Genomic DNA, 13,741 nt, shown 5'->3' on the forward strand with positions numbered 1-13,741 from the left:
AGGTTAAGGGGCGGCGGCACGCCGTCCCAGAGAGCGAAGCGAACGATTTGAACCGCTTGTTATGCATTAATGACCTCGATAAACCACTTGGGCTGCATGGCCTCGAAGTCATGGCGAATATTGGAGGGCAGGTAGCTGGCTGAATCCAGCACGAAAGGCTGGCCATCCACGCGTTTGAATACAACCCAGTGCCAGAATTTTTTGCCATTTTCTTGATGATGCTTGATGGACAGCAACGCTAGATCAGGCAATGCCTCCCAAGATACAAACGTAATTTCGCTCTTTGATGTTTGAACGCCTGCGTAGGCCAGCATATGGCGAACATACTGAGTGTCGGACCACAGTGCTTCATCCGAAGCATGAATATCCATGCCGTTGGCTATGACCTTCATTTCTCGGTACGTTTTGCCAAGGATGTTAGCAACCGATGCAATTCCGCAACCACTGGATTCTTCTTGTATTACTGGCATACGCATTAGCAGCCCTTAATGCATAACGTTCAGGTTAAGGGGCGGGCTTTAGCCCGTCCCGAGTGAGCGAAGCGAACGACTTGAACCGCTTGTTAGGCTCGCGCTTGAGCCGAGCGCTGTAAGCGGAAACAGCACGATAGCTGGCAATGCTTTTGCTTTTAAGTGCTGTGTCTGATCTTTCATGCTGTTTGTGCCGTTTCATGTGCTTTTTCTGTTTGGCGATTTTGGAGCGCCTCAGCGCCAGCGCGATGCCATGGCCGGTGTGCCGGATATTGCTGAACCAGGATTTTTTGGCCCGCCCGCGATTTCAAATCGCCCAAAATTCCTCTCATGAGAAATACACGGTTTTGAACTATTGAATCCGCGATTTTCCATGTGCCCGCATTCCTTTGCTTTGTATGCCTAACGTTTGGTTAAGGGGCTTGCTTTAGCAAGTCCCAGAGAGCGCAGCGAACGATTTGAACCAGTTGTTATATTTTTTCTGTGGAGATTTCTGGGAATATCTTTAACTGCTCTTCTGAGCCAATTTGGTGATAGCTCAAGGTGCTTCCATCACCAGAATCTTTCGCAATTAATTTAATGTTAAATAGATAGTCATCATTTTGCCGGGAGACTGAGGCTATTTGGACACCGCATAGCCGGAGTTTTGACCTGCTTTCGACACGAAAACAAGTATTGTAACCACCTTTCTTGGCAATGGATGGATAACACCATGCGTCTTGAACATGTGGAGGGAGGTCGAAATAGTCTTTTGCGATTGATTCGGATATTCGATAAAGGTACTCAGTTCCTGTGCCTACATCCCGGATGAACTCGTGGCGTAAGAAATCCTGAATCATTCTGCTTTTCAAGGCCTCATCTTTTGATAGGCCTTCATGAGCTGTTGGTTCACCAATAATCGTAACATTAACTTGTTCTATTGCTTCATAAACTATTAGTGAGAAAAGCACGCCGTCTTGGATTTTTATCTCCTCGACGGCTATATGAGGGTGCATTGGTGATGTATATAGAAGTGCTTCTTTATCTTTATTGAGTCGGCCCGGCTTTGTAATGCTATTGGGAGCTTCCCAGCAGTCACTTATTTTGCTCATTGATTTTAGTGGTAAAACTCTGTCGTCTTCGTCAATTGCTCTGACACGGTAGAATCGTGTGCCGGAAGGATAGCTTCCGTTACTGGGGGTTAAAACAGATATGTTGCCATGAGGCGTTCCGAAGGTAATTACCTTCGATATTTCGGATTGAACTTCTTGGTAAGATAGTTTCTTGAAGTCTAGATTCCTGAAACGACATATTTTCTCATGTAGATCGGACATGTCGACGTATTTTAAAAAATCTTGAATTGGAATCATGCGACCTCAAAAAATATAACGATTAAGCTAAGGGGCTGGCTTTAGCCAGTCCCAGTGAGCGAAGCGAACGATTTGAGCGCCTTGTTATGCATCATCGCGCACGGCCAGTTCCTTTAAGAGATTATACCCTTTAATAGTTAGGCCGTTGTCGAAGAAGCCTTCTCGCTCCAGATCGTCAATATATCCTCGTGGAAGATCATTGATCATCATGTCAAATCTTTTTTGAATGTATGAGCGAGGAGCGTTGATTATTCTTTCAATTCCGATTTTTGGAATGACTTGAGATTTAGTGAAACCAATAGCTCCAGAGTCTAAATCAAAAGGTACGCTCCTTAGGCGCTTCTTTTCCATGCGCTCCATGAGTAAGCGTTTGTTCATTCTCCCTAGCTCTTTTTGAGCCTCGGCTAGCTCGATTTCCTTTCCTTTTAACTCTTCAATAATTGTAGATCTTTCCTCTTGCTGTAGGCTGGAGCGCTCGATTAGTGATTCAATAATTTGGTTTCGTTCTTGAACTACCTTTTCCATTTCGGATTTTTCACTTTCAATTTGTTTCTTTGTTGCCTCAACATCTATCCCTGGTCTGTCATTGTAATGTTGTAATGAATCTCTCATTGATGAATAGCCTTCGTCGAGGTTTCGAAGGCGTTCACCAAAGCCACTTTCCATTTTCACTAAAAGCTGCGCGATGTCTTTCGTAAAATTATAAGTATTATCGTAAAAAGTGTTACTGGTGTCGGTTGCCTTGAAGTAGAACAAGGCTGCTAAGGCTACTGAAAAAAGTGCCAAAAGCAATGAGAGAAGTGTAGGAAAGTCTACGGTTAGGGAAACTCTGAAAAAGACTTCCCGATTTTGGCAAAATAGCCGGACACCACCCGCCGAGTTTTCCGATGAAGCAGATGACCTTCGCCGACGCCGAGTACGCTGGCAAGCGCAAGCAGACCCGCAGAGAGTTGTTCCTGATCGAGATGGATCGGGTGGTGCCGTGGAAGGGTTTGATTGCCCTGATCGAGCCGCATTACCCCAAGGGTGAAGGCGGTCGTCCGTCCTACCCGCTGATGGCGATGTTGCGGGTACATCTGATGCAAAACTGGTTCGGTTACAGCGATCCGGCGATGGAAGAGGCGCTGTACGAGACGACCATTCTGCGCCAGTTCTCGGGGTTGAGCCTTGAGCGTATCCCTGACGAAACCACCATCCTCAACTTCCGTCGGCTGTTGGAGAAACACGAACTGGCTGCTGGCATCCTCGCTGTGATCAATGGCTACCTGGGCGACCGAGGTCTGTCACTGCGCCAGGGCACCATCGTCGATGCCACGCTGATCAATGCGCCCAGCTCGACCAAGAACAAAGAAGGTAAACGCGACCCGGAAATGCACCAGACCAAGAAAGGCCAGCAGTACTACTTCGGCATGAAGGCCCACATCGGCGTGGATGACGAGTCGGGCTTGGTGCACAGCGTGGTGGGCACGGCAGCCAATGTGGCGGATGTCACCCAGGTCGATAAGCTGCTGCACGGCGATGAAAACATGGTCGGGGCCGATGCCGGCTATACCGGTGTCGAGAAGCGCCCCGAGCATGAAGGCCGTCAAGTGATCTGGCAGGTTGCAGCACGTCGCAGCACCTACAAGAAGCTCGATAAGCGCAGCGTGCTGTACAAAGCCAAGCGCAAGATCGAGAAGGCCAAGGCTCAGGTGCGCGCCAAGGTCGAACATCCGTTCCGGGTGATCAAGCGCCAGTTCGGTTATGTGAAGACGCGCTTCCGTGGCCTGGCCAAGAACACGGCACAACTGGTGACGCTATTCGCGCTGTCAAATCTGTGGATGGCGCGCAGGCATTTACTGACAAATGCAGGAGAGGTGCGCCCGTAATATGGGCAATAGCCGCCGCGAGGTGCTCGCGGCGGCTAGAAACACCGAAATGAGCGGGTGATCTGATCGTTTTTGATCGATTTGCCGCTTTCAAAATCAGCGGGGGCTGAAGTCGGCCAGAAATGCATGGCTACTTCAGAGGATCCTTAGAGCTATTGGTGTTAAGTAAACCTTGTACGAAAAAACAAAAACAATAAGCAAGGTTGATATTGCTTTTACCCAGCTCCATAGCTCAGTTGCGCATTTGCTTGTTTGGTCAGGCAACTTACATACTCCTTATGGTGCATAACGTTTGGTTAAGGGGCTTGCTTTAGCAAGTCCCAGAGAGCGAAGCGAGCGGTTTGAACCATTTGTTATGTTTCACTGACTCAACCCTATGATTGAAAGCGTGATGTCTTTTGACTGTGGATCCAATAAAAATTTGCGACTTGTTGTTATAACTTTTCCATTCTGATGTTGATTGTCTGCGCCGTATTTCTTAGCGACTGCTACAGGGACTTCGAGTGCTTTAAAAATTTTTCCGTCGGCTTCGAATAATATGACAACAAGGTAGTCAAAATTCCATGAGCGTATAACATTAAGCTGGGTTGCAGTGGTGCCTTTTATTTTTCTAGCCTTTACCTGGTATTTGGTGCCGTCATCAGCCTCAATGTCTGCGCTTGACTCTGAGGCTCTTAATAGCCGCCCGCCGTAATGCCTATGAGCAAGATATTCTGCATACTCGCCAACTATGTTGTTTGTTCGGCCTAACGCTGCGCTAAGTTTATTTGCGTAGTCGTTGTATCTTAGCCAAAGATTATTGATTTCTTCCATGACTTCGCCTGTGAAACATAACGATTAAGCTAAGGGGCGGCGGCACGCCGTCCCAGCGAACGAAGTGAGCGATTTGAGCGCCTTGTTAGGAAACAATACGCGCACAATTACAGTTGTCGGAATAGTAACGATCAATCTCATATGCCAGACCCATAAGGTGTTTGTAGTCATCGGCCCATTCGCCGATGCCACGGCTAAAACCTAAACCAGCACCATTAGATGGGCGGGGTAGTCGAGTTGTGCGCACCGACTCTAAATACCCAGTCATTGCTGAAATGGCTTCATTCGTTGAGCCTGCTAGCCACACAGGCCCATTTGATTCCGCGCTTTTTTGGATGCAACGGCATTCATTCATTGCACTTTTAATCAACTGCTCAAGATGAAGATCGCACGCATCCATGCTTTGGTTCCTAACGATTAAGCTAAGGGGCTTGCTTTAGCAAGTCCCAGCGAACGAAGTGAGCGATTTGAGCGCCTTGTTAGAGGCATACCTAACTCGTGATAATGTCGTATGCAAGAACGATTTTATCTATCTGGATAGATGCAGCTCTTCTATCGTCTGCGACAGCAGTGATGAAATTTGTTTTCTTGCAATTAGGTATTTCATCATCGGTTAATAGATTTACATCCATCCATTTTCCGTCGTCGGATATGGCGGTTATGTTGCTGATAGCGATTACATGGCCATCAACTGTTCTTAAGCCGAAATACCATTGATCTTGCATCATTCGAGCCGTATACCAGGCTGGCAAAACTTCAATAGCTGCTCCGGCATCTGTAATCATGGCTATCTTCTTGTTTATTTTGCGCCATTGCTTTTCCGTAAACCAAAAACTACCGAGCGCTATTAATACGCCAATTACGGAGATAACTGTTTCTAGCATGGTTGCCTCTAACAGTGATTAGATGGAATTCTTCGTTAATCCGATGGTAGTGAATTCCGCATAAGCAAGCACTAATTTTGAATTCGAAAATCCATTAAACCTTACAGATCAGCATATTAAGCCAGTGCGTCAGGTGTTTTTCTGTATTCGCTTGACTTCCGCATTCTACGCTACCATTACTACTGTATGAAAAAACAGTGGTCGGGAGTCGGCATGGACAGTTCAACCTCCAAACCCCGTCTGCGCGAGCAGGTGCGGGTGGTGATGCGGCTGCATCATTACAGTATTCGTACCGAGAAATCCTACTGGTACTGGATTCGTTACTTTATCCGCTTCCATCAGTTGCGCCACCCGTTGGAGATGGGGGCGGTGGAGGTCAATGCCTTTCTCAGTTGGCTGGCGGTTGAGCGCAAGGTGGCGGCTGCTACGCAGAATCTGGCGCTCAATGCGTTGGTGTTTTTGTATGCGAGGGTGTTGCAGCAGCCATTGGGGCAGGTTGGCGAAGTTGTGCGGGCCAAGCGGTCTACGCGTATCCCCACGGTGCTGACCCATGCCGAGGCCACCGAGATTCTTGCCTTGCTCAGGCAGCCCTATCAGTTGCTGGCTTCGCTGATGTACGGAGCCGGGCTCCGGGTGGTCGAGGCGGCCCGCCTACGGATGAAGGATCTTGACTTCGACAGGCAGGTGATCACCATTCATGACGGTAAAGGTGGCAAAGACCGGACAACCTTATTGCCCGCCACACTGATCAGCAGTTTGCTTGAGCGCAAGCAACGTATCTTCAACGCCTGGAAAAGCCATGAGCCTTTCTATCAAGCGCCGGTCAGCCTACCGTTTGCGCTGCGCCGCAAGTATCCGAACGCACCGCGCTCGTTCGAGTGGCAATGGCTGTTTCCTTCCACCAGCCTGTGCCCGGACGAGGATGGCCAGATCGTGCGCCATCACATTCACGTCAGCTCCATCCAGAAAGCGGTCAAGCAGGCGCTGCATCGCTCTTGCGTGCACAAGCCCGCCAGCTGTCATACCTTCAGGCACACCTTTGCCACTGAGTTGCTCAGGCGCGGCAGCGACATTCGTACCGTGCAGACGCTGCTGGGACATGCGGATGTGCGGACCACGCAGATCTATACGCATGTGCTGGGCCAGGGTTTTGCCGGGGTGCAGAGCCCTTTGGGCTAGCGGTGATACAGGCAGGCTACCGCCGTCCTCTGCGCGCAACGGGGCTGGCGACTGAATGGCAAGAAAGACAGGGAGCGACGGCGATCCATGCCGGATAGGCGGGGTTGGCTGACAGTCCCTTGGTGTGGCCGAGCATAGTGCAGTGTGCCACCCGAGCCAAGCCAAGGCGCTGCGACCTGGTAACGCACATCTATATGCGTGGCGGGGCGTGCTGGCGCGTTTTGCGCTGCTCTTCCTGCTCTTCCTGCAGTTGCGCCGGCACCTGGCGATAAAGCCCAGTGAGTCGTGTTACCTGCTGCTACCCGCGGCACCTCGACACTACAACCTGACAGCGCTGACTGGCTTCGCCGAGCAGCACCAGGCGGGTATCGCCGCAGCGGTCGAACAGATCGGCGAAGGCGCTGCTGTGCACATCCGGCAGGTCGGTCGCCTGCGCGGACGAACGCTTGACTATTTCGACTGGGGATCCCATGACGCACCTCAGTTAACCAATCGATCACTCATCAGCGTAGTGCGGCAAGGTCAACTGACTCCGGCGCGGCGACGAACACATGCGGTTGCTGCCCGACACATTGGCAACCGTCTGCCGGTCAAGGGGAACTCACGCTAGGCCGGAGCTGTCGGACCGACTGAATTGTGCTGGTCCCGCGGGGGGTGGCGACTCCAGGGCTCTGACCTCTATAGGGGGCCATTGTCGATATGGGGTGACGTCTGGCCGAAAATGGTGTTTGGCGACACCTGGCTTCTCCCGGGGCTTTTCTTTATTGTGGCGGCCCGCCAAAAAGCTCGAGTAATCAATATGTTGGAAAATAGCCTAAGTCAGTTGGAACAACTGGTCAGTGACCTTGTGCAGGCGAACAAGGCGCTGCAGAGCGCAAATGCGCAAATGAGCAGCGAACTGGCGCAAATCAAGGATGAAAACGAGACCCTGCAGTTGAGCGCGATTGAGCAGGAAGAACTGCACAGCGCCACTATCGTGCGGATCCAGGCCCTGGTCGAACTGGCCACCGGCAGCAGCACTGTCAAGGCGAGCCCGGCTAACGTATGAGTGGTGACGATGTAACGATCCAGGTCATTTCAGTCCTGGGCAATGACTACAGCATCAAGGTGCCTGTCGGCCAAGAAGCGGATTTAGCCGCGTCGGCGCTGCTGCTCAAGCGCCTGCTGGCGGAGACCAAGGCCCAGTCGGCGACCCTGACCGGCGAGCGCCTGCTGGTGCTCACGGCGTTGAAGTTGTGTGCGCAGCAGGTCGAGCTGGAGCAGCGCCATCGGCAAAACATCGAGCGTATCGAGGGCGCAGTCAGCGCCAGAGTTGCCGATATCGCCGGTTTGATCAAGCAGGCTTGAGCTCCAGGCTCATGTGCGAATCAGCCGGCGCTAATCCACGCAGAGATGTAGCTCAATCCGGGGCATCGGCAGTGGCTATCAGCACTGCCCCCGGATTGCATCCAGGCTTCGAGCGCTGGGTAGACCTCATGGGTTGTATTGCTACTACATGCAACCCATGAATTCTTCGGGATTGGACAATACGTGCACCGAAAAAATGCTTTTGGCACAAGTAGTTGCAATGCAATCCAGATCAGCGGCTGATTTCAACGCCGCATAGCCAAGCGCAGTAGTGTGTCAACGAGCGGTTAGCGCGCCATCGGCAAAGCCGCGCCCATCAGCGCGAACAGGCCACCACAGCAGCGGTTGAAGCCTTTGCCGCTGCGCTCCAACCAGGGGCGGATGCGGTGGGCGGCGCGGGCCAGCAGGTATTCGACGAGGCCTTCCACCACGGCGAAGGTCAATGCCATCACGGCAAATTGCAGCCAGAGGTCGCCTTGTGGGTCGAGGAACTGCGGCAAAAAGGCGCCGAAGAACAGGATCACCTTGGGGTTGGACAGTGCCGACAGCAGGCCCTGGCGAAACAGCGCACGGCCCGGTTTTGCGACGGCCAGGACAGGGGCGCTGAGGTGCAGCGGCGGGGCGCGCCAGAGCTGGATGCCGAGCCAGATCAGGTAGCCGCCGCCGATCCATTTGAGGATGTTAAGGGCGTTGGCCGAGGCTTGCAGCAGAGCGCCGATGCCGAACATCGACAGGGCCATCAGTACGGCGAAACCAATCACCCCGCCCGCCACGGTCCACAGGGTTTTGCGGTGGCCATAGAGGGCGCCGTGGGTCAATGCCAGCAGGCCATTGGGACCGGGTGTCAGCGATAGGCCGATGACGGCGGCGAGATAAAGTAACCAGCTGTGCAGGGCCATATGGGTTTCCGGGGGAGAGGAGGGCGTTTGTTGCGCTCGTGTTGGCGGATGCTCTTTTATGTAGGGGTATCGGTCAAGCGGCTGTGCTCAGGACGCCGCTTCGAAGCTGTCGGCGCGGGCCATTTGCCACATCCGTTGGTAGAACTCACCTTCGATCTGCTCGTCGAGCAACTCGCCAGGTTGGAGGTAGACGTGTTGCTGGGAGAACAGTTTGATCTCGCTGGCGGAAATGCGTCGCACCAGGTGGCGGGCGTCCAGTTGCGCCGGGTGCTCGAGACCTGCGGCGGCGAGCATCTCCGCCAGCGCCTTGAGGGTGTTGCGGTGGAAGTTGCACACCCGTTGGGCCTTGTCCTCGGGCACCAGGGCGCGTTGACGCAGCGGGTCCTGGGTGGCGACGCCGGTTGGGCATTTGTTGGTGTGACAGCTGCGACTCTGGATGCAGCCGATGGCGAACATGAAGCCGCGCGCCGAGTTGGCCCAGTCGGCGCCGATGGCCAGCACGCAGGCGATGTCGAAGGCGCTGACGATCTTGCCGCTGGCGCCGAGCTTGATCTGTTCGCGCAGGCCGCAACCGACCAGGGTGTTGTGCACGAACAGCAGGCCTTCGCGCATGGGTACGCCAATATGGTCGGTGAATTCCAGCGGCGCGGCGCCGGTGCCGCCTTCCTTGCCGTCGACGACGATGAAGTCCGGCAGGATGCCGGTCTCCAGCATGGCCTTGGCGATGCCCATGAATTCCCAGGGGTGACCGAGACACAGCTTGAAGCCGACCGGCTTGCCGCCGGACAGCTCGCGTAACTGGGCGATGAACTGCAACAGTTCGGTCGGCGTGGAGAAAGCGCTATGCCGTGACGGCGATACACAGTCTTCGCCCATCGGCACGCCACGGGTCGTGGAGATCTCAGCGGTGACCTTGTGCTTCGGCAATATGCCGCCGTGACCGGGTTTGGCGCCTTGGCTCAGCTTGATCTCGATCATCCGTACTTGTGGCAGTTGCGCCTGGACGGCGAAGCGCTGCGGGTCGAACCGGCCATCGCTGGTACGGCAACCGAAGTAGCCACTGCCTAGTTCCCAGATCAGGTCGCCGTCATGCTCGCGGTGATAGGCGCTGATGCTGCCCTCGCCGGTGTCGTGGGCGAAGTTGCCGAGTTTCGCGCCCTTGTTCAGGGCGCGAATGGCGTTGGCACTCAGCGAGCCGAAACTCATCGCCGAGATATTCAATAGCGAGGCCGAGTAGGGCTGAGTGCATTGCGCTCCACCGATGACCACGCGAAAACTCTCAGGATCGCTCAACGGTGCCGGGCGCATGGAGTGGCTGATGAACTCGAAACCGTTCTGGTAGACGTCCAGCAGGGTGCCGAAAGGTTTGTCGGCGCCCTCATTCTTGGCCCGGGCATAGACCAGAGTGCGCTGCGCGCGGGAGAACGGCAGTCGCTCGCCGTCGGCTTCCAGCAGGTACTGGCGAATTTCCGGGCGGATGCCTTCGACCAGGTAGCGGATGTTGCCAAGGATCGGGTAATTGCGCCGCACCGCCTGACGCGTCTGCAGCAGGTCGCTGATGCCGATCAGGCTGAGCACGGCGCTAATCAGGGTCAAGGGCCACAGCCATTCGTGCTGCAGGAACGCCAGGCTAACCAGGGTGAAGAGCACGCAGAAAGCGAAGAAGGCGTAACGGCTGAGCAGCGACAAGGTCATGCGGGTTCCAAATGGCAAGGTTGGGCGAGGCGTTAATGTAGACGGCCGTGCGCATGTTCGTCGATGACGTCTGGCCATCGTCTGATCGCATATTACTGGAGCGGGCAACCGGGCGTACTCACTCCGGGGCGTAGGCCGAAAGAAACAAACTCAGGCCTCGGTCAGCGGCAGGGTGAAATAGAAGGTGCTGCCTTCGCCCAGCACACTGCTATAGCCAATTTTGCCGTTCATCCGCTCCACCAGGGTCTTGCAGATGCTCAGGCCGAGTCCGGTGCCGCCTTTGCGGCGACTGTCTGAACCATCGGCCTGGGCGAATTTCTGGAAGATGCGTTCACGGAACTCCTCGGCGATGCCGGACCCCTGGTCGTGCACCTGGACCCTGACTTCACTCGCGATGATCTCGGCGGATATCCGCACCTGGTTTCGTGGTTCGGAGAATTTCACCGCATTGGATATCAGGTTGCTCAACACCTGTTGCAGACGCAGGCTGTCGATTGCAACCGGTACCTGCTCCGGCAGTGCCTGGTCATCCAGGCTGAGATGCACCTCGAAACTGTCGGCGTAGCCCTGGTTGTGCAGCAGCGCTTCATGCAACAAGGGCCGCAGGTCGGTGCGGCTGAGCTGGATGCTGGTTTGACTGTATTCGAGTTTCTCGATATCCAGAATGTCGTTGACCAGGTTGACCAGACGTTCCGAATTGCTTTGCGCGATGCAGACCAGCTCGCGCACCTTCTCCGGCAGCTCGCCCACAGCACCCGCCGCCAACAGGCCTAACGAGCCCTTGATCGAGGTGAGCGGGGTGCGTAACTCGTGGCTGACGGTGGCAATGAATTCACTCTTCAGGCGTTCGACCTGCTTACGCGCACTGATGTCACGGGCCATGCAGATATAGCGCTGACGGCCCGGCAGCTCATAACGGCTCAGGCTGATCTCAAGTTCCAACTGCACACCATCGGCGTTAGTCGCAGTGACCTCCAGTGGCTTGCCAAGCATGCCCTGCAATCCTTCCTCGGAGCGCAGCTGCAACGCTGGGATCAGGCTGGCTATCTGGCGCCCGAGCAGCTCACTAGAGGCATAGCCGAACAGGCGGCTGCTGGCCGGGTTGGCGCGTTCGATCAGGCCGTGTTGATCGAATATGAGAATGCCTTCGGCGGCATTTTCCAGGATGGCACTCAGCTCCAGGGTGCGTTGCTGGACCTGATGGCGAATCTGATCGGCGCGACCGGTGATGGTCAGCAGATAGCCGCCGAGCAGGCTGCATAACAACAGGCCGCCGGCCAGCACCGCCCAAGGCTGCAGGCCATGGTTGCGTTGCATGAATGCCTCGGTTGGCGAGATCGACAGCTGCAGCATTCGCCCGGCCACTTGAAATGATTCCTGCCAGACCAACCCTGCCGCATAGGACGGCAGCGCAGCGCTGGTTTGGCCATACAGGGGCTGCGGCGTGGCGTCGGTGATATCGAGCAACTGCAACTGGAAGCTGTCCGCCGGGTAGGCCTGGAGGGCATTTTCAATAAGGTCGGCCATCCGGATAACCGCCACCGCATAGCCGCGTATCTCACGTTTACGCTCGCCGGTGCTGAGGGGCGGATCGCCCTTGTAGACCGGGTACACCAAGAGCACGCCGGGTTGCGGCGCCTCGTTGTCCGGGATGAGGGTGATCGGCGCCGTCATCATCGCCCTGGCGCTATCGCGAGCCTTGTTCAAGGCTTGACGTCTGTGCCGCTTGGATTGCACGTCGAAACCCAGTGCCTTGGCGTTTGCCGCAAAGGGCTCGACAAAGGTGACCGGTGTATAGGTCTCTCGCTGTGCGGCGAGAACCAGCTCGCCAGAGTCGTTGTGTTCGCGAATGCGGAACCCGGGAAAGCCTTCGGCAACCATCTGCGCCTCATAACGCGTACGCTGGTCTGCGCTGATCACAGGGTCCCAACTGACAGCGGTGATGCCCGGATAGGTACTCGGCAGGTTAGCCACGAAACGGGCAAAGTCTTTTCGAGACACCTGATTCGACGCTGAAAATAAACGCTCTATGGACTGCGCCGCCTTGCCGTAGAGCTCGAAGCGGAACTGTAGGGTAGCGGTCATCATCTTGGCTTGTTCGTGAAAGCGCAGGCGCAGATTGTCCTGCTCGGCCTCGCTGGCACGGATGAAGATCACAACCATAATGGTGCAGCTGATCAGCAGCGGCAGGCCCACGCTGCCAGCGCGGCTGCGCCAGAGGGCGCGGGGCTGGGCGAAGAGGATGAACATCAGCGGGGTGGCGATCAGCACGCCAATGCTGTCGCCGACCCACCAGGTCCACCAGCTGAAGGGCAATTGCGCGGCCGTGATGACCTGGCTCAGGTACAGCACGCCAGCGCCGCCGCTGGCGCTGATCAGACAGGCGAGCGGCCCGCCAATAAAGAGCAGGAGGAAAATGCTTCGCTCATCGGTGAGCGAAGTGGGGAAACCGACGAAATGACGTATCAGCCAGCTGCCGATCAGGCTCTGCAGAGAGGTGCCGAGCGCGATGCCCATGGCGATCGGCAGGCCCGCGAGGCTCAGTTGCTCGAAGCTGATAAAGCCGATGCTGAGGTTCAGCAAGGTCGAGCCGAGAAACACCCCGGCGAGCATCGGGTAGCCCCAGATCAGTACGGCGGCCAGGGCGATCCCCACTGGCGGAAAGATGGCACTGGCGAACCCGGGCGGAATGGCCAGCATCAGCGCCAGATGACCTGCTCCGGCATAGGCCAGAGCGAGCAGCAGTATTTTTACAGGCAGTGGCACTGCGGCAAAGGGTGCAGTCTGCATAGACTGAAAGACTCCGTTGAACGGGTTGTTCAACTCATGTGGCGTTTATTGCAGAGTCAGGCTCCGCTCTTATTCAAGCAGGGCAGCAGTAATCGGCGGCAGCGAACGGGTGCTATCGGGCGAAATATACGTGCATGCTGGCAATCAAAAACTGGTGAGGGAGGGAGAGTCTTCTGGTCGGTGGATGCGTCACTGCACGGCTCGAAAGTTAGTGGAAGATAACTCACACCACACGCCAGTCAACTGCAGGGCGGCCTTTTTAGGGTCTGATAGGCGCTTTATCCAGGCGTCCACTCGCAAGATCCCCCGCTTCGGCACTGCGGGGTACCGGGCAGACTCGCATGCTTATGTAGTGGCGCTGCAATGTCGTATCCGGGCGGCAGCCGGCTAAGCGGAGCACTGAACAGGCTCGCACGCACGCACGCACGCACTGACTGACGTGCGGAC

General features: G+C 55.3%; 15 protein-coding genes. 5 read left to right on the forward strand and 10 right to left on the reverse strand.

Annotated features, from left to right (window positions below):
- Positions 1-59: 59 nt before the first annotated feature.
- Positions 60-476 carry a hypothetical protein gene (locus VCJ09_RS07090; protein ID WP_324733719.1) on the reverse strand — a complete coding sequence of 139 codons (417 nt, stop codon included), beginning with the start codon at positions 474-476 and terminating at the stop codon, positions 60-62.
- Positions 477-651: 175 nt separating this feature from the next.
- Here VCJ09_RS07090 and VCJ09_RS07095 point away from each other — a divergent pair, with 175 nt between their 5' ends.
- Complete coding sequence (locus VCJ09_RS07095) at positions 652-804, forward strand: hypothetical protein (RefSeq protein ID WP_324733720.1); 153 nt, start codon at positions 652-654, stop codon at positions 802-804.
- Positions 805-940: 136 nt separating this feature from the next.
- On the opposite strand, the gene VCJ09_RS07100 is transcribed toward VCJ09_RS07095, so the two are convergent.
- Complete coding sequence (locus tag VCJ09_RS07100; protein ID WP_324733721.1) at positions 941-1,819, reverse strand: hypothetical protein; 879 nt, start codon at positions 1,817-1,819, stop codon at positions 941-943.
- An 84-nt stretch (positions 1,820-1,903) separates the two neighbouring features.
- Positions 1,904-2,575 carry a coiled-coil domain-containing protein gene (locus tag VCJ09_RS07105; protein WP_324733722.1) on the reverse strand — a complete coding sequence of 224 codons (672 nt, stop codon included), beginning with the start codon at positions 2,573-2,575 and terminating at the stop codon, positions 1,904-1,906.
- Between the two features lie 131 nt (positions 2,576-2,706).
- Here VCJ09_RS07105 and VCJ09_RS07110 point away from each other — a divergent pair, with 131 nt between their 5' ends.
- The gene (locus tag VCJ09_RS07110) at positions 2,707-3,687 is read left to right on the forward strand and encodes an IS5 family transposase (protein WP_324733723.1); all 981 of its coding nucleotides are present in this window, start codon (positions 2,707-2,709) and stop codon (positions 3,685-3,687) included.
- A gap of 360 nt (positions 3,688-4,047) precedes the next feature.
- Here VCJ09_RS07110 and VCJ09_RS07115 read toward each other — a convergent pair whose 3' ends face one another.
- The 3 genes from VCJ09_RS07115 to VCJ09_RS07125 all read right to left on the reverse strand — a co-directional run bounded on the left by VCJ09_RS07115 (position 4,048) and on the right by VCJ09_RS07125 (position 5,384).
- The gene (locus VCJ09_RS07115; protein WP_324733724.1) at positions 4,048-4,500 is read right to left on the reverse strand and encodes a DUF6998 domain-containing protein; all 453 of its coding nucleotides are present in this window, start codon (positions 4,498-4,500) and stop codon (positions 4,048-4,050) included.
- Positions 4,501-4,585: 85 nt separating this feature from the next.
- A complete protein-coding gene (locus VCJ09_RS07120; RefSeq protein ID WP_324733725.1) occupies positions 4,586-4,900 on the reverse strand; it encodes a hypothetical protein in 315 nt (104 codons plus the stop codon).
- Positions 4,901-4,991: 91 nt separating this feature from the next.
- Positions 4,992-5,384 carry a hypothetical protein gene (locus VCJ09_RS07125; protein ID WP_324733726.1) on the reverse strand — a complete coding sequence of 131 codons (393 nt, stop codon included), beginning with the start codon at positions 5,382-5,384 and terminating at the stop codon, positions 4,992-4,994.
- 213 nt (positions 5,385-5,597) lie between these two features.
- Here VCJ09_RS07125 and VCJ09_RS07130 point away from each other — a divergent pair, with 213 nt between their 5' ends.
- On the forward strand, positions 5,598-6,563 hold the full coding sequence (locus VCJ09_RS07130; protein ID WP_324733727.1) for an integron integrase: 966 nt from the start codon (positions 5,598-5,600) through the stop codon (positions 6,561-6,563).
- Between the two features lie 298 nt (positions 6,564-6,861).
- Here VCJ09_RS07130 and VCJ09_RS07135 read toward each other — a convergent pair whose 3' ends face one another.
- Positions 6,862-7,035: a hypothetical protein gene (locus VCJ09_RS07135; RefSeq protein ID WP_324733728.1), complete on the reverse strand. Its 174-nt coding sequence runs from the start codon at positions 7,033-7,035 to the stop codon at positions 6,862-6,864.
- Positions 7,036-7,362: 327 nt separating this feature from the next.
- Between VCJ09_RS07135 and VCJ09_RS07140 the strand changes: the two genes are divergently transcribed.
- Positions 7,363-7,611, forward strand: coding sequence for a hypothetical protein (locus VCJ09_RS07140; RefSeq protein ID WP_324733729.1), 249 nt, complete (start codon positions 7,363-7,365; stop codon positions 7,609-7,611).
- A complete protein-coding gene (gene zapA, locus VCJ09_RS07145; RefSeq protein ID WP_079201233.1) occupies positions 7,608-7,910 on the forward strand; it encodes a cell division protein ZapA in 303 nt (100 codons plus the stop codon). The genes VCJ09_RS07140 and zapA overlap by 4 nt, the downstream gene beginning before the upstream one ends.
- Before the next feature lie 287 nt (positions 7,911-8,197).
- On the opposite strand, the gene VCJ09_RS07150 is transcribed toward zapA, so the two are convergent.
- From VCJ09_RS07150 to VCJ09_RS07160, 3 genes are all read right to left on the reverse strand, one after another.
- Positions 8,198-8,809 (reverse strand): LysE family translocator, encoded by a 612-nt coding sequence (locus VCJ09_RS07150; protein ID WP_271347025.1) that lies wholly within the window; start codon positions 8,807-8,809, stop codon positions 8,198-8,200.
- Between the two features lie 87 nt (positions 8,810-8,896).
- Positions 8,897-10,504 (reverse strand): FMN-binding glutamate synthase family protein, encoded by a 1,608-nt coding sequence (locus tag VCJ09_RS07155; RefSeq protein ID WP_324733730.1) that lies wholly within the window; start codon positions 10,502-10,504, stop codon positions 8,897-8,899.
- A 150-nt stretch (positions 10,505-10,654) separates the two neighbouring features.
- Positions 10,655-13,294, reverse strand: a complete 2,640-nt coding sequence (locus VCJ09_RS07160; protein WP_324733731.1) for a CHASE domain-containing protein — start codon at positions 13,292-13,294, stop codon at positions 10,655-10,657.
- Positions 13,295-13,741: the final 447 nt, after the last annotated feature.

This window comes from Pseudomonas paeninsulae (assembly GCF_035621475.1).
Taxonomy (GTDB): Bacteria; Pseudomonadota; Gammaproteobacteria; order Pseudomonadales; family Pseudomonadaceae; genus Aquipseudomonas; species Aquipseudomonas paeninsulae.